Below are 22,502 nucleotides of genomic sequence, written 5' to 3'. Positions count from 1 at the left end.
ATCCCTTGCCGTCAACGCGGCCAACAAGCTCGAGCCCCTCATGCAGCCCGTATCTGTTGATGTTTTTTTGCTGTCAGTCTGTCCGAGGGTGGGCTGCAGCCCCAAAGCCACAGCCACACCCCCTAAAATGAGAGTTAGTATGGATAGTATATATATTGTCGCTTTCATTCAAGTTGATAACCGGCAAGACTATTGCCAACCGACAATCTCGCCTCCTATTTCAATTTTAATCTGTTCAGGGTTGCCTGATATGATGAAGTTTACAAGGTGCTCCGTGCCGGGCTTAAACTGGAACGTGCTCTCGTAGAGATACGACACGCCGTCCATCACAACCTCTATCAGCGGCATGCGGTTGGCCACGCGCTGAGGCACTATTATGGCCGAATAGATATAGCTGCTTATCTGTCGGGCCCTTATCGTGGTGCCGTTGCCCCTTACATATTTTGTGGCAACGCCGGCACTTAGGTCTATGGTCGACTCAGGCACAGTGTTGTGCACATACACCTCGGCGTATGTAGGCATCTCGCCCTCAAAGTCCTCGCCCTTTATCAGGCGTATGGTGAGCTTGCTCATTATGTGCTTGAAGGCCAGGGTTACGGGAGAGTTTGACGCGCTGACGTTGTTGGTCTGTGCATACAGAAAGTCGCTGGCCTCATAGCCGTCGGCCGTGCTCTGGTCGGTCTGCACGCAGAATGGCAGGTCCTCGATAGAGCTTACAGACGTCATGTAGGGATAATAGGCGTAGAAGTTGTACGTGCCTTCATCCCAATAGAGCGTGCGGCTTGCGGTCCATGAGCTGCCGCTGCACGTCAGCGGCTCGTTGTTCACAAGGTTGCCGCCTATCTCGAGGGGCTTGTCAGTGCTGCTTGCGAACAGACCTATCCTGTCGCCGTTCTCGAATCCCGAGTCGGTCACCCTTGTGCGCTGTGAAGGATGAGTCACCTCAAACCTCATGGGCGTATGCCTTGCGTCTACCGGTGTGTCGTCTTCCTGGCTGCATCCGGCTGCTATCAGCGCAACAAGTGCAAGACCTATATGTATAATACGCTTTTTCATCGTCTTTATTATTTAATTTACTTAAAAATTTATACTAAAATAGCATTATTCACGTTATCCACAATTTCCGTTTCATGTTTTTATCTGTGGCGGCGTGCCTTGCGCATGTTGCTGAGCGGACTGCCCTTATGTATCTTGGGCGGCATATGCTGTCCGTGCCCGACGCTTACAGAACCGACACCCATGCCGCGGGTGACGATGCCTGCATCACGTTTGTCGTTGGCAACAAACTCCTCGAACGAGAATGTCTCACCGGCATACTTCTTTATGCGCCTTACTATGCTCTCGCGACTTATGGTGCTGTAATATGGTATGTCGTTGTTCATGCATGAATTCTGTTCTGAACGGAACACTCCGCGACTGTGCATAAATCCGCCTTCATAGATGTCGACAACATCGCTGTATCGGCTGTCGAATATCAGGTGGCTCCATGGCACTTCGTGCATCTTGCCCGTAAGCGACAGATTGTCGTACCAGCCGAGCGACTTTGCCCAGTTGATGGCGTCAACATGGCCGCAGCACGTGCAGTTGCAGAAGTCGATAAAGGCGTTATGGTAGATATACTCGTCGCCAAGCTTGCCGAAGCCGTGACCGCCGGCCTCATGCTGTATCACTCCGCGGGTGTCGAGCGGATAGCCATAGGTGCTCCGCGGACAGAAGGCTATAGCCGAACCATCCTCCCACATCTGGCAGATGCCGCCGTATTCGGTAGTGTTGGGCACAATTATTATCAGCGTCTGGTTCAAGTTGTTCTGATTTACGGTCGGAGCATTGAGCGCATAGCTGAATATCTCGTCATAGTCGGCACGCAAGCCGACACCACTGGTGAATGTTGTGCCGAAACGGTTGTAGCGTATGGTGTTCACCGTGCCTATACCGCTCTCGTTAGACATGGCAAAACCTATGTAGATGTTAAAGTATTTTGAGTATGTCTTATATGGCTCTATGGTTATAAGATATTGCGCAGCCTCTTTCAGGGCAGGAAGACAGTCGCCTTCGGCTATGTCTTTGGCGTTGTATCCGTCGCCTATAATCACAACGTTTATTCCGCCTGTGTTGCCTCGTGTCGCCTTCTGCAGCGTCAGCCACTCGTCTTCACCATAGATGTAGTCATACTGACTTACGCTGCACGTATGGGTATAGTCTTCATTTTTCAGCTTGAACACCACTTCGCCGGTTCTGTTGCCGGCACCTTTCGACAAAGTGTTTATACTTATGGTCACCTCCGTCTTGCCTTTGCCGCTCATTGGCGACAGCTCACACCAGTCGGGCTTGCTCTCCACTTCCCATTCACCTTCAGCATCCAGCACCAATGTCTGCGTATGTCCGTTGTTCAGTGCGCATACCGTAGACGGACGGCATACCAACTCATGATGGGCGGCAATGCGCTTGAAGTCGCACCATCCCGGTGCCGCCTGATACTGGGCTATGGCACTTTCGGGCACTTCAAGCGTGAAATTATCCTTGGCAACACCGTTGAAAGAATTATCTGACACACGCGGTGGCACTTCACCCTTACATACAATCGAGCCGATGCCGTAGCACTCGTTAAAAGCATTGCTTTGTATGTTTTCAATACTTTCGGGTATTATCAATCCTTCCAGGCTGCGGCAGTTTGAGAATGCATCAGAGCCTATTGTCTGCAAGCCATCAGGAAATTCAACAACACCCATAAGACGCCAGTTGCCGGCAAAAGCACCATTTCCTATCGATGCTATATCATTAGGAAGTTTAAGCGTACCTGAAAAATCGCATCCGAAAAAAGCGTTTGCTCCAAGCGTTGTCAAATCCTTTGGTAATACTAATTCACCTTTGAGAGGACTACCTTCAAACGCACCTGTCTGTATCCCCGTTATGCCATCATGCAATTGGAGAGTTCCATTAAGACCTGTATTTTGGAATGCATATTGTGATATTGATGTTACTCCTTGCGGTATTCTCAGGTCACCTGAAAGGTTAGTAGCTTTTGCAAAAGCAAAGTCACCTATGAATTCTAGCTTTTCAGGAAGTACAAGATTGCCATAATAACCATCATTTCCAGCAAAAGCATTATGTCCGATATATTTCAAATTGTTTGGAAGTTTCAGTTCGCAATTAAAATGACAATCGTTAAATGCTCCATGAATGTCTACAGCTCCGCCACCGCCAATATACTCAAGAGTACTTGGCAATGACAAAGTTCCTGTAAGTGATGTGCACCATAAAAATGCGCTTGGTCCAATTTCGGTTACACCTTCAGGTATTGTTATTGAGCCGGTAAGATTTACACAACTACGAAAAGCACATTCACCAATACCTTTTAGCGTGTCTGGGAGAACAACTCTCAGAAGTGAAGTTTTTTCGTTAAACGCACTTCTAGTTATTATATCATCTTTTTCTTCATTACTATCGGGTGCATCGCCTTTAACCCAAGGTTTAAGTCCCATAGCTCCACTAACTCTAACTTCTTTCATGTTCAGCGACTGCAACATATCCATAGAGTCACGCATGAAATAAAAGTCTTGACTGTTTATCCTTCCCGTTATCTTCAGGTTCTTCAGCTTTGTATAGTCCTTGTTGGCAGCAGTGATAGCGTCTTTAAGATGACCGGGGGTAGAGTTGATTATGACATACTCTTTTGCCGTGGCGTTATGGCTTACGAGGTCGTTCTCCCATGGCGTGATGCTCTCGCTTACAAGTGTGAGGGCATATTGTCCGCTTACAGACTTCTTATCGACACGGATTGTGAAGTTGCTCATCTTTCCTGCCGTATACGTAAACGCCTCGTTCTTGCTGAACTTATAAGGTATGCCGCCGATGGTTATGCTGAACAGCGTTGTGCCTGCCGGTACGGTCTGAGGCACAACTATTGCGCGCCACTCGTCGCCTACGCGTGCCGGCATTGTTGATGTCTGCTCTATGCCGCCGCTTGCCTTTACAGTTCCGTCGGCAAGGTTTATCGTAGCCTCGCGTATCAGGTTGGTGGCAAGTACCACACGCTCTGTCTGCTCCCATTCGCCGTCGGCAAAGCCTGTACCCTTTGTGAGGGTTACACGGGCGTTGGCCATGCGGTGGGCCATGGGCAGGCGGATAACCTTATCTGTCGGGGCCACGTCGGCCACCTTACCCCACAGAAAGTCGCTGGCCTCATAGCCGCCCATCGTGCCGTCTTCCGATGGTTTGCTCTGGTCGCGCTCTACGGTGAACGGATAGGCGTCTATGCTCTCGGGACTGCCGAAGGGATAATATCCGTATATGTCCACGTGAGTGTGGTCGTCTTTCCAATAGATATCATAGGCCGAGTTCCATTTATAGGCTGCTTCGTCGAACGTATGGCGCACGTTGTCTGCCCTGTTGCCGTTCAACTGCAGTGTTCCCGGCGTGTTGCCGTTATAGTCGACAATATACACGCCCATCACGTCGCCGTCGGCAAAGCCGTTGTCGTTTACTCTCGTAACCGCCAGCTGGTCAATCTCGCCCGACAAAGTTATCTTCTTTCCGTTGCCGCGACCTGTGTCATCGGTAAACAGATCATCAGAGCATCCTGCCAACAGGTGGCAGAATGCTAATATATATATTAAAATTTTGTATTGGTTCTGTCTTCTCATAATCTTATGGCTTTATCATTTGTTTAAAACTTTAGCCGCCATCTATATAGACCCGAACGTGGTCAGCGTCTGTGCCTGCGCGCTTTCCTTATGCTCTTTAGCGGACTGCCCTTATGTATCTTGGGCGGCATCTGTCGTCCATGATATGTTGATGTTGAGCCTACGCCGCGTGTGGCACTGACTGCGCTGCTTGCATCAGTCTTGTCGTTGGCCACAAATTCCTCAAACGAGAATGTCTCGCCGGCATATTCCTTTATTCGCCTTACTATACTCTCGCGGCTTATGGCGTTGAAGTACGGCACATTGTTGTTCATGCACGAGTTCTGCTCTGAACGGAACACTCCGCGACTGTGCATGAATCCGCCTTCATAAATATCTACAAGATTGCTGTATCGGCTGTCGAATATCAGATGACTCCAGGGCACTTCGTGCATCTTGCCCGTAAGTGACAGGTTGTCGTACCAGCCGAGCGACTTTGCCTGATTAATAGCACCCACATGGGAACAACATATACAATGACATGCGTCGATGAAGGCATTGTGATATATATACTCATCGCCAAGCTTACCGAAGGCATGACCGCCTGCCTCATGCTGCAAAACTCCACGCGAGTCGTAAGGATATGCGTCTGTGCTGCGCGGACAGAAGGCTATAGCCGAACCGTCTTCCCACATCTGGGTTATGCCGCCGTATTCGGTAGTGTTGGGCACAATTATTATCAGCGTCTGGTTCAGGTTGTTCTGATTTACTGTAGGGGCATTGAGCGCATAGCTGAATATCTCGTCATAGTCTGCGCTTAATCCTGAGCCACCAGTGAATGTTGTGCCGAAACGGTTGTAACGTATGGTGTTCACCGAACCTATACCACTCTCGTTAGACATGGCAAAACCTATGTAGATGTTGAAGTATTTTGAGTATGTCTTATAAGGCTCTATGGTTATAAGATATTGTGCAGCCTCTTTCAGGGCAGGAAGACAGTCGCCTTCGGCTATGTCTTTTGCGTTGAATCCATCACCTATAATCACAACGTTTATTCCGCCTGTGTTGCCTCGTGTCGCCTTCTGCAGCGTCAGCCACTCGTCTTCACCATAGATGTAGTCATACTGGCTTACGCTGCACGTATGGGTATAGTCTTCATTTTTCAGCTTGAACACCACTTCGCCAGTTCTGTTGCCGGCACCTTTAGACAAAGTGTTTATACTTATGGTTACTTCCGTCTTGCCGTTACCGCTCATTGGCGACAGCTCACACCAGTCGGGCTTGCTCTCCACTTCCCATTCGCCTTCGGCATCCAACACCAATGTCTGCGTGTGTCCGTTGTTCAGTGCGCATACCGTAGACGGACGGCATACCAACTCATGATGGGCGGCAATGCGCTTAAACTCATTCCAGCCGGTGGCTGTCTGATATTGTGGAACAGCCGACTCAGGCACTTCAACCGTAAAGTTATCCTTTGGCACGCCGTCGAAAGCACCACTCTCTAAATAAGGTGGAATTTCCCCTTCACAGACAATAGAACCTATACCAAAGCAATTTAGAAAGGCACCAGATTTTATACTTTCAATATTTCTTGGAATAATTATATGTTCTAATCCTTTACAATAAGCAAAAGCTGCTGTATTTATCGATTGTATTCTTTGTGGTAATTTTAATGTTCCTGTTAATCTAGGGTTGCTTTGGAATGCACAAGAACCAATAATCGCTAGATTATCAGGAAGTATTAACTCACCAGAAAAATCACAACCACTAAAAGCACCCCCTCCAATAGCATTTATATTTTTTGGCAAAACAAGTTCACCTTTGAAACTACATCCACTAAAAGCATAATCATCAATAAAAGTAATTCCATCGTGTAATTTAAGGTTGCCGTTTAAACCTTGACATCCACTAAATATAAGTTTATTTATTGTTTTTATTCCTTGAGGAATAGAGATGTCTCCATTTATATTTATGCAATCTTCAAAAGCTCCAGCATCTATATTTTCCAACGTTTCAGGTAAAGCTATCGAGCCATATAATGAAGTATTAGTTTTAAAAGCTTCTCCTCCTATATATTTCAACTTATTTGGAAGTAATAAATTACACGTGAAATCACAATAAAAAAAAGCCCGATAAGAAATTTCTTCCAATGTATTTGGTAATGATAATGTACCCGTTATCCCACTGCAATATGCAAAAGCTTCTCGCCCGATTTTTGTTACCCCTTCAGGAATTTTTAAAGAGCCTGTAATGTTTACACAATGATTAAACGCATAATCTCCAATACAAGTAAGTTTATCCGGAAGTACAAGAAATAACAAAGAAGTTTTATTTTCCATGGCATTTGCCGGAATCACGCCAAATTTATCATCATCATCTTCTGGTTGCTCATTATAATTTCCATACACCTTTACATCCTTAAGATTCAACGCCTCGAGCTGAGTCATCTCATTTCTCATAAACTCAAAGTCTGTTGCGTTTATCTCTCCTGTTATCTTCAGGTTTTTCAGCTTTGTGTAGTCTTTGTTGGCAGCAATTATAGAACTTTTAAGATGTCCGCGTGTCGTGTTTATCACAATATACGCCTTGCCTTCGGCGTCGTGGCTTACGAGGTCGCTCTCCCATGGTGTGATGCTCTCGTTGACGAGCGTAAGAGTGTATTGTCCTGTTTCGGCTTTCTTGTCAACACGGATGGTGAAGTTGCTCATCTTTCCTGCTGTATACGTAAACGCCTCGTTCTTGCTGAACTTATAAGGTATGCCGCCCACGGTTATAGTGAACAGCGTTGTGCCTGCCGCTACTGTCTGAGGCACAACTATGGCGCGCCACTCGTCGCCTACTCTTGCAGGCACTGTGGCCGTAGGCTCTACGCTGCCTTTGGCTTTCACCGTTCCGTCGTTAAGATTTATCTTTGCCCCTCGTATCAGGTTGGCCACGAGCACAGTGCGCTCTGTCTGCTCCCATTCGCCGTCGGCAAAGCCTGTGCCCTCGGTAAGTGTTACGCGGGCGTTGGCCATGCGGTGGGCCATGGGCAGACGTATTACTCTGTCAGTCGGGGCCACGTCGGCCACCTTTCCCCACAGAAAGTCGCTGGCCTCATATCCGCCCATCACGCCGTCCTCCGAAGGCTTGCTCTGGTCGCGCTCCACGGTAAACTGGTAGGCGTCTATGCTCTCCGGACTGCCGAAGGGATAGTATCCGTAGACGTCAATGTGTGTGTGGTCGTCTTTCCAGTAGATGTCGTAGGCAGAGTTCCATTTGGCGTTGGCGGCGTCGTATGTATGGCGCACGTTGTCTGCCCTGTTGCCGCTCGGCTGCAGAGTGCCGGGCGTGTTGCCGTTATAGTCGACAATATACACGCCCATCACGTCGCCGTCGGCAAACCCGCTGTCGTTTACTCTCGTAACCGCCAGCTGGTCAATTTCGCCCGACAGTGTTATGCGGTTGCCGCTGCCGCGGCTTTCGTCTCCGCCGAAAAGATCGTCAGAACAGCCTGCCAATAAATGACAGACTGTGATTATATATATTAAAAGTTTGTATTGGTTGCTTTTTATGGTAATCATCTGCAGACTTTATTTAATGGCGTTAAATTTTTACATGCTACATTAGTACAACCGACCTGAAACATTATTCTGCCGTTCCGCCATTATCTGTGCCGTCGTCTTCCCAATCATCTATGTCGACGTTTATTCCGTTGCTTGTCTTGCTCAGCGTCACGGTGAATTTGTGGCGCTTGCCGCTCTCAAATGTAAATGCCTTCTGCAGGTTGTAGTCGCGGCCGTCAACGGTTACAGTCACCAGGTTGCCCTGTGCCACTGTCTGCGGCACTATTATGGCCTTGTAGCTTCCGTTTTCTTTCAGCGGTGTTATGCTTGTGGCTGTTCCCGTGGGCGTAACGGCTTTTGTTGCAAGGTCTACCGTGGCCTGTGTCTTTATGCCGTTTATCTTCACGCTTACTGATGCTGCGGCCAGGCTCTCGTCGGTAAATCCGTTGCCTGCCGCCAGATTTATCAGCATCTGGCTCATCACGTGCGATGCAGTTATGCCAACGGCAGCCTCTGTGGGTGCCACGTCTTTTGTAATTCCCACAAGCAGGTCGGATGCCTTATAGTCGCTTGTGTTGCTCTGGTTGGCCATCGTGCTGAACGGCATTGCGTTTACCGATGTCAGCGACGGCGTGTAGGGGTAGTAGAGATAGAAGTCGGCGTGTGTGGTCTCGTCTTTCCAGTATATCTGTTCGTCAGGAGTCCATGTTCCGCTGTATGTAAACCTCATGTTGTCAACATGGTTGCCGACCGGCTGCAGCGTTCCCGGTGTTCCGTCGGCATTGTGGTTCACTACGAACAGACCTATCCTGTCGCCGGCCTCAAATCCGTAATCTGTGGCTCTCGTGCCGTCTACGCTCTCCATCGTAGTGCTTATCTTTATAGGCACAGCGTGGGGCGACGGCGGGTCGATTTCGCCTTCATCTCCGTTGTTTTCACTTGATGAACATGCGCAGAATGCAAGTGCGGCAGTCATCCATATAAGTATATTTTTCTTAATCATACCCAACAGTCTTTATAAGGTTTATCGTTTGTGAGTGCAAAGATACGCCAAAAGCAAACGCAAAACAAGTTCACAATGGTTCACAAACTTAAAAAAGTGAATATTTAATATGTATGAGCGTCAAAAACGGATGTTTTATGGACATTTTACCATAAAATAAGACAGAAATTCATGTTTTTTATGTGCACGCATAAACAGCAGCTGATGCCGATGCGTTTTCTGTCTTCAGCGAAAATTGTGTATATCCGCATAACAATAGATAATATTAGGAGGCGGCTCGGAAAGACAAATTCAAAAAAAGTGTTTTTTGTTTTGCATTGCACTCGCCTTTCACTATATTTACATAATAATAGGAGGCGGCTCGGAAAGGCAAACTCAAAAAAAGTGATTTTTTGTTTTGCAATGCACTCGCCTTTCACTATATTTACCTAATATAGGAGGCGGCTCGGAAAGGCAAACTCAAAAAAAAGTGTTTTTTGTTTTGCAGTGCACTCGCCTTTCACTATATTTGCATAATGAACGGGCGGGATTCCGCCGTATAAGTCAACCATACATAGAAAGGAAAGACGCAAAGATGAAATACCCAATAGGAATACAGAGCTTCGACCGGATTATAGAAGACGGCTACGTTTATGTAGACAAGACGGACATGATTTACGACCTCACGCATGAGGGCGGAATCTACTTTCTGAGCCGTCCGCGCCGCTTCGGAAAGAGTCTGCTTGTGTCTACGCTGAAGAACTACTACCTTGGCCGCAAGGATCTTTTCAAGGGTCTTGCCATCGACGGCATGGAGAAGGAGTGGAACGTTTATCCTGTGTTCCATGTTGACTTCAACGGCGGAAACTTCACAAATGCGGGCGAACTTGAGCAGAAACTCAACTTCTGTCTGTCGGAATGGGAACATCTTTATGACATGCCTGTACGTCAGAACGAGCTGGGCTACGGCGACCGCTTTGTTGAGATTTTGCGTACTGCTCATGCCAAGACAGGCCGCCGCGCGGTGGTATTGATAGACGAGTATGACAAACCGATACTCGACGTGCTCGACATGAGCCGCGAGCTTGAAGACCGCCACCGCAACGTTCTCAAAGCCTTCTACTCTGTGTTCAAGGGAGCCGACGCCCATCTGCAGTTTGTCCTGCTAACGGGCGTAACCAAGTTCTCGCAGGTCAGCGTGTTCAGCGGCTTCAACCAGCCCAAGGACATAAGTATGGACGCACGCTACGAGACACTGTGTGGCATAACGCAGGATGAACTTGAGCGTTATTTCGCCGAGCCTGTTGAACTTATGGCCAAAGACTATAAATACAGCACTGACGAGATGAAGCAGCGGCTCAGACGCCAATATGACGGATATCACTTCAGCGACAGAATGACGGGCGTCTACAATCCATTCAGTCTGCTCAATGCCATGGACAGCCGCAGAATGTATGACTACTGGTTCCGCTCGGGCACTCCTACCTATCTTATCCGCCTGCTTGCACACTTCAACGAGAACATGAACGAGCTTACGGGCAAATATTACGCCATGGAGGAGTTCATCGACTATAAAGCCGACGTGGAGCGCCCGCTGCCTATGATATACCAAAGCGGCTACCTCACGATAAAGGACTACAACATGCGCCACAACACATTCCTTCTCGACTTCCCCAACGACGAAGTCAAGAAGGGCTTTCTCACGATGATTGCCTCTTCGTATCTTCAGCCGCGCGAGCGTCTCAACGGCTGGATATTCGACGTGATTGACGCCATGGAGGCAGGCGAGGCCGACAGTCTACGCACGCTGTTCACCTCCTTCCTGTCGAGCATCCCCTACACCATGCGCCGCAAGGACAATGAGGCGGAGCGCGAGCGCTACTTCCAGTATACATTCTATCTCATCATGCGTCTTATCAGCGTCTACACCGTTTACACAGAGAAGGTGCAGAGCCAGGGGCGTGTTGACTGCGTGGTGGAGACTCCTCAGTATGTATATATCTTTGAGTTCAAGCTCGACGGCACGGCAGACGAGGCTCTCAGTCAGATAGAAGACAAGGGCTATGCCCGCGAATACGAATCAGACAGCCGCCGTGTGTTCAAGATCGGCGCCAGCTTCTCGTCGGAGACGGGAACTATATCCGACTGGAAAGTGCAGGATTGAGCTTTCGCCTTACAGCAGATATGGCCGTAGGTTACGGCGACATAATAATAATTTTTTGTTTTACATAGTTCACATTCCGGTTCGGGCTTCGTGTCCGGGCCGGATATTTTTTATCCATGACCAGCCATTTTACACCCGGCTGTGTTGCCGTTTTATATCGGGCTTATGGCCGTCTGATTTACATTAAGCGAGAATCCCGGCTGAATAATAAAGCCCTGTATGGGTTAAAAAAACTGCATGCCGGCTGTTTATGATTAGCCAATATTTTTGTAACTTTGCAGCCACCGAAAACCATTCGGATTCTTGAACACTAACAAAAACATATCTTATGGGAGGATTCTTCGGAACAATCTCGAAGTCGAATTGTGTTACAGACCTGTTCTACGGTACTGACTATAATTCGCATTTGGGAACAAAGCGTGGCGGACTTGCCACTTATAATGCGGAGGAGAAACAGTTTATGCGCTCAATCCACAACCTTGAGAGCACATACTTCCGCACTAAGTTTGAAGACGAGCTCGGCAAGTTTTCAGGTAACTCAGGCATAGGCATCATCAGCGACACTGACGCCCAGCCTATCATCATCAACTCACACTTAGGACGCTTTGCCATCGTAACCGTGGGCAAGGTAAACAACATCAGCGAACTTGAGCAGGACCTGCTGGCCAGGAACATGCATCTGGCGGAGCTGAGTTCGGGCAAGACCAACCAGACCGAGCTCATAGCGCTGCTGATAATCATGGGCAAGAACTTTGTTGAGGGCATAGAGAATGTGTTCAACAAGATAAAAGGCTCGTGCTCGCTGCTGCTCCTCACCGAGGACGGAATCATCGCGGCGCGCGACAAGTGGGGCCGCACGCCTATCGTGATAGGCCGCAAGGAAGGCGCGTTTGCAGCCACGAGCGAGTCGAGCAGCTTTCCTAACCTCGACTATGAAATCGACCGCTATCTTGGTCCGGGCGAGATTGTGCGCCTCAGGGCCGACGGCGTAGAGCAGATGCGCAAGGCCGAGAAGCAGATGCAGATATGCTCGTTCCTGTGGGTTTACTACGGATTCCCCACGTCATGCTACGAAGGCCGCAACGTTGAGGAGGTGCGCTTCGAGATGGGAAAGAAGATGGGACAGCAGGACAAGTCGGAGGTTGACTGCGCCTGCGGAATACCCGACTCGGGCGTGGGCATGGCCCTCGGATATGCCGAAGGCAAGGGTGTGCCCTACCACCGCGCCATATCTAAATATACGCCTACATGGCCGCGAAGCTTCACTCCAAGCCGTCAGGAGTTGCGCAACCTCGTGGCAAAGATGAAGCTGATACCTAACCGCGCCATGCTCAAGGACAAGCGTCTGCTGTTCTGCGACGACTCTATCGTGCGCGGCACGCAGCTGCGCGACAACGTTAAGGTGCTGTTCGACTACGGCGTGCGCGAGGCTCACGTGCGCATAGCCTGTCCGCCGCTCATCTACGGCTGCCCGTTCATCGGCTTCACGTCGTCGAAGAGCGACCTCGAACTGATAACTCGCCGCATAATAAAGGAGCTTGAGGGCGACGAGAACAAGAATCTTGAGAAATATGCCACCACAGGCTCGCCCGAATATGAGCGCATGGTGGAGATAATACGCGAGCGCCTGGGCCTCACTTCGCTAAAGTTTAACACGCTCGAAAACCTCGTCGACGCCATCGGTCTGCCCAAGTGCAAGCTCTGCACTCACTGCTTCGACGGCACCGGCTGCTTCTGACGTATTATATATAAGGCGGAGTCTGTAATTTCGGATATATAAAGGATGCATATATTCCCGTCATCCGTTCGGGCCGCTTTTCTGACATTACCGGTGTCTTTTTGTCAAGTCCTGTCGGGCGTACAGTCAGCTATACTCTACCGTCGGCTTACAAAGATACACTTGCTAAAATGCAAAAAGCGCATCGGCCGAATTGACAGAATCCTGCCGCAAGCAATATTGAAGGTGAAGACCGGGCACTGATGCTTTGGCCGTTCACCTTCTTTTTTTATGCCGCAGCAGCCGCAGTAACCTTTCAGCCAGCCTGCATAACGGCATACGGCGTGCATACAAACAAGTCGATACGATATTATTAAAAACATTTCAACAGTTCATACCATGATCATCAGACAGACATTAGTAGTGCTGACAGCTCTTCTGTCGGCATCGGCATGCGCCCTGGCGCAGACATTCAGCGTAGGAAACCTTACTTACTCGGTAACCGACAAGACTGCCGGCGAGGTTGACGTCAGCTCGTGCGAGAGCTACGAGAGCGAGATAGACGTGCCCGCCACGGTAAGCCACGGCGGCATCAGCTATAAGGTAACAGGCATAGGCATAACGGCATTCAGCGTCAAGAGCAGCCTCAGGCGCATAGGCCTGCCCGAGGGCATACGGCATATCGGAGAAGAGGCCTTTGCCTATTGCAGCCAGCTTACGTCGATGTCGCTGCCTGCCAGCGTGGAGAGCATAGGCAGCAAGGCGTTCAGCGGATGCCTTATGCTATCGCGCGTGAGCATGGGTAGCGGCGTCAGGAGCATAGGCAGCGGCGCGTTCATGGACTGCAGGTCGCTTCTGTCGGCTGCCGTTCCGGCCGGTGTGCGCATCATAGAGGCAGCCACGTTCGGCGGATGCAGCTCGCTCAGGGAGGTTAGCCTGCCCGAAGGTCTTGCCATAATAGACGACCTTGCCTTCAGAGAGTGCGGCTCACTCAGCTCAATATCCCTGCCCGGCTCACTGACTTACATCGGCGACGAGGCCTTTGCCTCATGCGGCAGCCTTGCCCGGATATCGCTTCCTGCCCGAATCATGAGCATTGGCGACAAGGCGTTCAGCGGCTGCGTATCGCTCAGTTCGATAGTGTTGCCCGACAGTCTGATAAGCATTGGCGACGGAGCCTTTGAGAAGTGCCGCAGCATAAGCAGCATAACCATGCCCTCAGGCACCACCAGCATAGGCAGCGAGGCTTTCAAATATTGTATGAATCTTAGCAACGTGGTCATAGGCGAAGGCGTTACGTCCATAGGCGACAGGGCGTTCAGGGTGTGCACGTCGCTGCGCCAGATAACGGTAGGTGCAACGGAGCCGCCCGCAGTGGGTGCCGACGCCTTCTTCGGCGTGTCGCGCCGTACAGCGGTGCTTGTGCCCTCAGCCTCGCTCGATGCCTACCGCCAGGCGGCCGTGTGGCGCGAGTTCAACATCCGGCCCATGTAGCCGTGTGGCTGCCCTGCCATGCTTCCTGTACCAGGGCGACGGTTCATGAGTGCCGTTGTGCTGGCATCCACAATACCCTTGTTGCAAATATCTGACTGACAGGCGTTTGCGCGTGCGATGCAAAAGACCGCAAATCAGCCAGCAAAAGGTATGCTTTTAGGCTGCAAAAGACCACATATCGCAGGGCAAAAGGCATGCTTTTAGAAAATGGCCTCAGGCGGCAAGCCTATGACTTAATATAATAAGGCGGCCGGAGGCGTCAGCATGCCTGCACGGCTAAACCTTACACCGGCCTGATGACCGGTATAGATTTTACAGCAGATCACGCCCCGAAAAATCTTCATCGGCGTGCCAAAGCGGAGCGTGTGTAGAGGTGTGGAACGGCGTTTCCACACTTTTTTGTGGAAAAATTCCACACCTCTTCCACACTTTTCCACACATTCCGCAATTCCCCAAAATATCATAACCGCCTGATAATCACCGATATAGCTGTTTCTGGCATAGTTTGGCACGGCTGTTGCAATATGAATAAGCGAGAACGTTGAAAATAAAATTATTAACAATAAAAAAAGAAAGCATTATGAAAAAGTTAGTTTTCGCTGCAGTAGCAGCTCTCGCATTGGTTTCAGTTAGCAACGTATTTGCAGGTCAGAACGAAAATAAAGTACAGAACACAGTAGTATCAGACACAACAGTAACAACTCCCGCTCCTGCAGACACAGTAGCTACAGCTGAATAAAAAGTTCGGTTAAGACAAGAATAATAGGTTAATTCATTTTTTCGGAGATAAGGCGTTTTATCTCAAAAGCGAGCCCCGGAAGCTGTAACAGCCAGCTGACGGGGTTTGCCTTGTTTATATGCATCACGCCCGAAGGTGATACTAAAAAAGGCATAAAACTTACAAAAAGTGAACATTTTGCGGTTATTTTTGCCAAAATAATGCATCGTTGACATATTTTTACTTTATCTTTGCAAAAATGGGACATTACTCCCGGCACGCCCGGTTGGCATGCAATACGACGCGCAGGCAGCGCTGAAGTCTGCGCTTGGACTAATACTTGAAACGGATGAAGACAGGCGTACAGTTTAAGATAGCGGCGGGATACACGCTTGCAATATTGGTGCTCGCCCTGGCGGTGTGGCTGGTCTACGGCAACACCAGGGCCTTCATGCAGATAGACAAGGCCGAGCGCGAGTTTATGGAGCGGCGCGACGTGGTTGACAGCCTTATCTACTGCTTTCTCGAAACCGACAACTGCGAGAGGTCATTGTGCCTCGGCAACACCGACGAGCTCGACAATTTCGACGCATCGCTCCGCAAGACCATGGCTTTGGCCGACTCGCTGAAGGCCATGGTCAGCGACAGTTCGCAATGCCTGAAGATCGACTCGCTGCGCAGCATGCTCCTGCTGAAGCGCGAAAACACGCTGATGATTGTCGACGAGATGGCCAGAAACAACCCTGACAAGTTCTTCCGCGAGAAAGTTATCAAGCTGCAGGAGGGGCAAGACTCGGTTGTGATACATCCAAAATCGGTAGAAGTGCAGGAGAAGAAGGAAGTGGTCTACGACATCGTGAAGAGCAAGAAGGGCTTCTTTGCACGCCTTGCCGACGCCTTCCGCAAGCAGCATGCCGACACCATACAGGTGAGCAACCGCAGCCGCAAGGCCGTAACCGACTCTGCACGCCACAGCATCAACATAGCCGACACCGTGGCCGGAGTGCTCAAGGAGATTAAGCGCGAGGAACTGAAGGCGCGCAGGGCACGCCAGGAGCAGCTCGACGAGAAGCGGCAGACGCAGCAGCTGGTGGGCGTGCAGCTGGCCCGGCGCATAGAGCAGCTGCTCGAAGACATACGCGACGAGGAGCACCGCGCGCTGCAGGCAGCTATAGACACCGACCTGTCGGGGCGCCGCAGCGTCATGCTCAAGATAATATCGCTTGCCCTGGTGGCCGTCATGTCGGCGGTGGTGCTGCTGCTCTACGTCAGGCGCGACATGCGCAAGGCACGCATCTACAGCGAGAACCTCGAGCGGGCAAAGGCCGAGACAGAGCGCATAATGGCTCAGCGCGAGCGTCTGCTGCTCACCATCACCCACGACATAAAGGCTCCGGCAGCCTCGATATCGGGCTTCATAGAGCTGCTCGGCGACTATGTCAGAGACGGAAAGGCGGCATCCTACCTGAGCAACATCAAGAATTCGGCCACACATCTGCTCCATCTGGTCAGCGCACTGCTCGACTATCACCGCCTTGAGAGCGGCAAGGTGGAGACGCGCAGCGTAAGCTTCAGTCCGCGACAGCTCGTCGACAGCTGTGCCGAAGGCATACGTCCGCAGGCCGAGGCCAAGGGGCTTGCCGTCGAGAGCGACACCTCCGGATGCGGCTCACGCCTGTGTCTGGGCGACGCCTTCCGCATAAAGCAGATACTCGACAACATTATAAGCAACGCCCTTAAATACACCGACCAGGGCAGCATAGCCATATCGGCGCGCATGCAGGGCAGCCGCCTGCAGGTGGATGTGGCCGACACGGGACGCGGAATGACGCCCGAGGAGGCGCGCCGCATATTCAACGCCTTCACGCGTCTGCCCGGAGCGCAGGGCACCGAGGGCGTGGGCCTGGGCCTGTCGATAGCCCGCGAGCTGGCCACTCTGCTCGGAGGGCGCATCACGCTCGAGTCGGCCAAGGGCAAGGGCACAACGTTCCATGTGTCGCTTCCGCTTGAGTTCAACGGCAACGGCATAGCCGACGACGAGGCTGCAGCAGCCGAAAGCAGGCCGGCAGGCGCCGGCAGAAAGCCCGGACACAGACCTGAGGGCATGACGGCCGACAGAATCAGCATACTGATTGTTGACGACGACCGCCTGCAACTGCAGCTTCTGCGCGAGATGCTCACGGGCATTTCGGGCAGCAGATGGCACATAACGGCATGCAGCCATGCCGACGAAGCACTGAGGCAGCTTGCCGACCTGCGTCCGCACGTGTTCTTCATAGACATAGAGATGCCCGAGATGAGCGGCACGGAGATGGCTGCCCGCATAGCCGGACGCTACGACACGCTGCTCATAGCCATGACGGCGCACGAGCCGAGCATAGAGCCAAGACTGCTGGAGGCTGGCTTCGACGCGTGCCTTTTCAAGCCGTTCAACACCGACCGCCTGTGTGCTACGCTCCAGGCTGCCACAGGCATTGAGCTTGATGGCGGCAAGACGGTTGCCGGGAAGGCTGATGCTGACGGCTGCGGGGGCACCGATGAAGACGGCAACGGCGATGAATGCCGCACAGACAAGGCACCTGACGCCACGGGAGACGACGACGGCTGCAAGGCCGGAGGGCACGACTTCAGGGCCGTAACCGAGTTTGCCGCAGGCGACAATGAGGCGTGCCGCGAGATTCTTTCGAGCTTCATGACCGAAATAGACGGCCACATGGCCACGCTCGACAAGGCCAAGGCTGGGCCCGACCGCGCCGCCATAAGCCGCGTGGCACACAAGGCGCTGCCCATGCTGACCATGATAGGGGCGCGCTCCGTCGACGAGTTGAAGGCCCTGTCGCCCGAACACATAGGCAGCGTGGCCGACGCCGACATGACGGAAATGTGCGAAAAGATAGCCGGCGAGATGCGCCAGATAAGGCATGAGCTCGACGAAGAGATAAAGACTCTTGGCTAGAACCACAAAAAAAAAACAACGACCCTAGCCCACCCGCCGGCCGCGGCGTGTGCAACGGCTGTTATTGCACACGCCCACAGAACATACTACGGCACGCAGGCTCCGCACCTGATGTGCGTGCCATCCTCTTTATTGCTGCTATTAAGACAAGCCTTATATTAATGAACCCTAACCTGTTATTACCATGAAAGGATTACGACTGATTTTATTTTTGGCCGCAATGATGGCTGTTGTGCCTATGGCGGCTGCCGACAAGCTCAGTGAACTGAGGCAGAAGGCCGACGCGCTGCATGGCGGAGGAAAGAACGACTCGGCACTTATAGTGGCGCGCGAGGCTCTCGACATGGCCACAAAGAGCCGCAACACCACGGCAATAGTGGGCATTAACTCGTCGATGGGCGTGTATCTGCGCACCATGGGCAAGACCGACGAGGCGCTCAGACACTATAACGAGGCCATGAAGCTCTGCACCACTGCCGAATTTAAGGCCAAGGCCGACGAGGACGCACGCCAGGAGGCGGCTGCCCTCTACCTAAACCTCGCCACGCTGCACATAGACATGCAGCACAAGAAGGAGGCCATGTATTACGCCGGACTGTCGGTAGACTGGACGCAGAAGTGTGCCGACAAGGCCTTCAAGGCGCAGATGCTGTCGCAGAACGGACTGATGTTCCTCATGGCGGGCGACAACAACAAGGCTGCCGACATGCTGACACGGAGCTACGGCTACGCCATGGAACTGGGACAGACCGACGCTGCCATGAGTGCGGCGGCATATATGGTGGCCACGGCCGACAGACTGGGCGACAGGCGCGGGGCAGACATGTGGCGCGGACGGTGCCGCACGCTGGAGCCCAAGGTGGAATCGACGATGACGCTCGTGGCCTATTATCAGATATTGTGCAGCATTGAACTAAACCATGAAAACTGGCGCGGGGCGCTGCCGCTGTTCAAGAAGATTCTGACAATCAAGGGCATAGAGCAGATGCCCTTCGTGGTGTACGACTGCTACAACAACATGCACGAGGCCTACGCACGCCTCGGGCAGTGGGAGCAGGCCTACGGAGCCATGACCAAGGCCGTGGCCCTGAAGGACAGCTTGTTTGAGAGCCAGAAGGCCGAGAGCATGCGCGAGCTTACCGTGAAATATCAGGCCAAGGAGAAGGAACTCGAGCTGGCGCAGAAGAAAGCCGAGCTGGCCGAGACACGCATGTATGTCAGCACGGGACTGCTCGTTGTGGCGGTGCTGGCTGCCCTGACCGTGGTCTACATCATGAGGCAGAGGCGCAAGGCGCGCATGCAGGCCGAGGAGTTTCGCAGGCTGCAGGCCGACACCGACCGCAGGCTCATGCAGAAGTATGTGGACGGACTGGAGAACGAGCGCGAGAGGCTGGCGCGCGAGCTTCACGACGGCGTGTGCAACAGCCTGTACACCGTGCAGCTGAAGATTGCCGCGGGCAACGGCGACGCCGCAGGACAGGCCGCCATGCTCGACGAATGCCGCGAGCAGGTGAGGCGCATATCGCACGAGATGATGCCGCCGGAGTTCAGCTATGCCGACATAAGCATGGTGCTCGACGACTATCTGTGTCAGGCGACAGGCGCAGGGCAGTGTGAGATAACGTATGAGGCCGTGCCCGAGGATGCCGACTGGAGCCGCGTGGCCGACGCTACGGCGCTCGAGATATACCGCATAGCACAGGAGGCCGTGGCCAACGCCATGAAGCACTCGGGCGCAACTCGCATAGACGTGGGCATGAGGCTTGAAGGCAACAGCCTCAGTCTGACCATAAGCGACAACGGACAGCCACAGCAGCACGCATCGGCAGGCATCGGACGGCGCACCATGAGGCAGCGCGCGGCGGCCATCAACGGACAGATAACCACGGAGAGCGAGGGCGGAAGCACCACCGTCAGACTAACCATAAGCAGTCTGCCCGAAAAGAAGACAAGGCCGTAAGACATAAAATTTCTTAAAAAACCACGGATTTCCGTTATTGCAAATATGAATGTATGGTATAATTTTGCCCCGATGAACGAGGCACAAAAATATTTGCTGCAGGACCTGTCGGTTGCAATAGTCGACGACCACGCGCTGATTCTTGAGGGATTCAAGAGTCTGATGCAGGGCTGCAACGCCAAAAACGTCGAGACGTTTGGCTGTGCGGCCGACCTGATTGACGCCATGGGCCGCCACAGCTTCGACATATACATAATAGACATAGGCCTGCCCGACATCGACGGCTTTGAGCTTATCGACAAGATACGCTCGCGCCACGCCGGGGCAAGGATAATAGTCAACACCATACATGAGGAGATATGGCTGCTAAGGCGCATGCTCGACAAGGACGTCAACGCCATACTGTTCAAGTCGACCGACTTCATGCAGATGGTCAGCGCCATAGCGGCCGTGATGTGCGGCGAGCAGTATTTCTGCCCGGGAGTGAAGCGCAAGATATCGAGATACACGCAGCGCATAGAGCATCCGTCGGAGAGAGAGACCGACATACTGAGGGCGATAGCCGGAGGATACACCTCGAAGGAGATAGCCAACATGCTCTTCATATCCGAAAACACGGTTGAAGCCCACCGCAAGCGGCTCTTCGTGAAGCTTGGCGCACGCAACATTGCCGACCTGATAGTGAAGGCCATCGACCGCGGATACATCAACGCCTCGGAGATAGTGAAGGGCAACAAGAACGACAAGAACACCTGACACCGGCACCGCTGTTGGCAGCCGACGTAATGTTTTGATATCCAGTATGTTATGAAACACGGCTTTTTGCACTGCAAAAGGCCGTGTTTTGCGTTGTAAAAGGCCACCTTTCAGCCCCTGAAAGGGCACATATTGGGCGGCACGACCGTGCCCGGTAATATATCTTTACATTTCAGCGGCATCTTCCTGCGGCATGTACATGTCTGCCTGCGGCTGCCCCTATACGCAGACACGGGCACGCGGCCTTGCGCCTTCATGGTTATCTCATTTCTCGCCCTACGCTATCAGGCGGCTTAGGCCTATGTCAAGATTTTTGCCCGTGGCGCAAAAATGAGGGGGCGGCGGCTTTGCGTTTTGATGCGGTTGCATTAACTTTGCATGCGTTTTTCAGGATAAATAATCAAAGCTAAGCAAATGAAGAAAAGTCTGGTGGCTCTGGCCTTCGGCACACTTGCCTTGGGCATAGCCGAGTTTGTCATGATGGGCATCCTGCCCGATGTGTCGCGTTATTTCGATGTCAGCATCCCCACTGCCGGCCACTGCATATCGGCCTACGCCCTGGGCGTGTGCTGCGGCGCCCCTCTGCTGGTGGCGTTCCACAAGTATCCGCTAAAGCGCCTGCTGCTGTTTCTTGCCGGCCTCATCCTCTTCGGGGCTGCCCTCTCGGCCATGGCGCAGAGTTTCGTCATGCTTGTCGTGGCCCGTTTCATCTCAGGTCTGCCCCACGGCGCCTATTTCGGCGTGGCGTCCATCGTGGCAGTTAAGCTGGCCGACGAGGCTCACAAGACGAGTGCCGTGTCGATAATGGTGGCGGGCATGACCGTGGCCAATCTCTTCGGCGTGCCTCTTGCCACGGCTCTCAGCTCGCACATATCGTGGCGCTTCCCGTTCATGCTGCTCATCTTCATCAGCATCATCGTGATATATTACGTATGGAAGTGGATTCCGGCGTCGGTGGGCGCACTGCCCGACGAGGGCTTCCGTCATCAGTTTGCCTTCCTTCGCCACGGCGCGCCCTGGCTCATCCTTGCCGCCACGATGCTGGGCAACGGCGGCATATTCTGCTGGTACAGCTACGTCAGTCCACTGCTCACGTCGGTAGGAGGCTTCCCTCATGAGGCCCTGTCGGCACTGATGATAGCCGCGGGCTTCGGCATGGTGGCGGGCAACCTTATCAGCGGCCGCCTGTGCGACCGTCATCGGCCGGGACACGTGGCCGCCGTCACGCAGACCATAACCATAGCCACGCTGCTGCTGATATTCCTTTTGGCCGGCTACGGCTGGATATCGGCCGCACTGATGGTGGTGTGCACGGGCTGCCTGTTTGCCCTGAGCAGTCCGCAGCAGTTTCTTATACTTAAGCATGCGCCCGGCGGCGAGCTGCTTGGCGGCGCTGCCATACAGGTGGCGTTCAATCTGGGCAACGCCATCGGAGCCTTCTGCGGCGGCTTGCCCATGGAGCACGGGGCCACTCCGCGCTGGTCGGCGCTCGTGGGCGTGCCCTTCGTAGTCATGGGACTCGTGGCTTTTATCTGTTTCTGCCGCAAATATGAGCGCCGAAGCGCTGCCGTTGACTGAAAATTGTTAA

12 protein-coding genes are annotated in these 22,502 nt (G+C 52.4%); 8 read left to right on the top strand and 4 right to left on the bottom strand.

Features of this window, described 5'->3' with window-relative positions:
• Positions 1-189 precede the first annotated feature (189 nt).
• The 4 genes from QVO66_RS12700 to QVO66_RS12685 form a co-directional block, all read right to left on the bottom strand.
• On the bottom strand, positions 190-1,056 hold the full coding sequence (locus QVO66_RS12700) for a fimbrillin family protein (RefSeq protein ID WP_021855872.1): 867 nt from the start codon (positions 1,054-1,056) through the stop codon (positions 190-192).
• An 80-nt stretch (positions 1,057-1,136) separates the two neighbouring features.
• Positions 1,137-4,643, bottom strand: a complete 3,507-nt coding sequence (locus tag QVO66_RS12695; RefSeq protein ID WP_021855871.1) for a leucine-rich repeat protein — start codon at positions 4,641-4,643, stop codon at positions 1,137-1,139.
• A gap of 62 nt (positions 4,644-4,705) precedes the next feature.
• A complete protein-coding gene (locus QVO66_RS12690) occupies positions 4,706-8,185 on the bottom strand; it encodes a leucine-rich repeat protein (protein WP_021855870.1) in 3,480 nt (1,159 codons plus the stop codon).
• Between the two features lie 64 nt (positions 8,186-8,249).
• Positions 8,250-9,170 carry a fimbrillin family protein gene (locus tag QVO66_RS12685; protein WP_021855869.1) on the bottom strand — a complete coding sequence of 307 codons (921 nt, stop codon included), beginning with the start codon at positions 9,168-9,170 and terminating at the stop codon, positions 8,250-8,252.
• A 574-nt stretch (positions 9,171-9,744) separates the two neighbouring features.
• Between QVO66_RS12685 and QVO66_RS12680 the strand changes: the two genes are divergently transcribed.
• The 8 genes from QVO66_RS12680 (at position 9,745) to QVO66_RS12645 (ending at position 22,492) form a co-directional block, all read left to right on the top strand.
• Complete coding sequence (locus tag QVO66_RS12680) at positions 9,745-11,313, top strand: ATP-binding protein (RefSeq protein ID WP_288172879.1); 1,569 nt, start codon at positions 9,745-9,747, stop codon at positions 11,311-11,313.
• Between the two features lie 328 nt (positions 11,314-11,641).
• Complete coding sequence (locus QVO66_RS12675; RefSeq protein WP_021855866.1) at positions 11,642-13,051, top strand: amidophosphoribosyltransferase; 1,410 nt, start codon at positions 11,642-11,644, stop codon at positions 13,049-13,051.
• A gap of 378 nt (positions 13,052-13,429) precedes the next feature.
• The gene (locus QVO66_RS12670; protein WP_021855865.1) at positions 13,430-14,524 is read left to right on the top strand and encodes a leucine-rich repeat domain-containing protein; all 1,095 of its coding nucleotides are present in this window, start codon (positions 13,430-13,432) and stop codon (positions 14,522-14,524) included.
• 580 nt (positions 14,525-15,104) lie between these two features.
• Positions 15,105-15,263: a hypothetical protein gene (locus QVO66_RS12665; protein ID WP_021855864.1), complete on the top strand. Its 159-nt coding sequence runs from the start codon at positions 15,105-15,107 to the stop codon at positions 15,261-15,263.
• A gap of 328 nt (positions 15,264-15,591) precedes the next feature.
• Positions 15,592-18,198 carry a hybrid sensor histidine kinase/response regulator gene (locus QVO66_RS12660; protein ID WP_021855862.1) on the top strand — a complete coding sequence of 869 codons (2,607 nt, stop codon included), beginning with the start codon at positions 15,592-15,594 and terminating at the stop codon, positions 18,196-18,198.
• Positions 18,199-18,382: 184 nt separating this feature from the next.
• Positions 18,383-20,158, top strand: a complete 1,776-nt coding sequence (locus tag QVO66_RS12655) for a sensor histidine kinase (RefSeq protein ID WP_021855861.1) — start codon at positions 18,383-18,385, stop codon at positions 20,156-20,158.
• Between the two features lie 72 nt (positions 20,159-20,230).
• Positions 20,231-20,914, top strand: a complete 684-nt coding sequence (locus tag QVO66_RS12650) for a response regulator (protein WP_053397636.1) — start codon at positions 20,231-20,233, stop codon at positions 20,912-20,914.
• Positions 20,915-21,328: 414 nt separating this feature from the next.
• On the top strand, positions 21,329-22,492 hold the full coding sequence (locus QVO66_RS12645; RefSeq protein WP_021855859.1) for an MFS transporter: 1,164 nt from the start codon (positions 21,329-21,331) through the stop codon (positions 22,490-22,492).
• Positions 22,493-22,502 lie beyond the last annotated feature (10 nt).

It is taken from the genome of Prevotella sp. CAG:255 (assembly GCF_000431195.1).
Taxonomy (GTDB): domain Bacteria; phylum Bacteroidota; class Bacteroidia; order Bacteroidales; family Bacteroidaceae; genus Prevotella; species Prevotella rara.
Note: the sequence above shows the minus strand (reverse complement) of the source record. Positions and strands in the feature narration are given on the sequence as shown.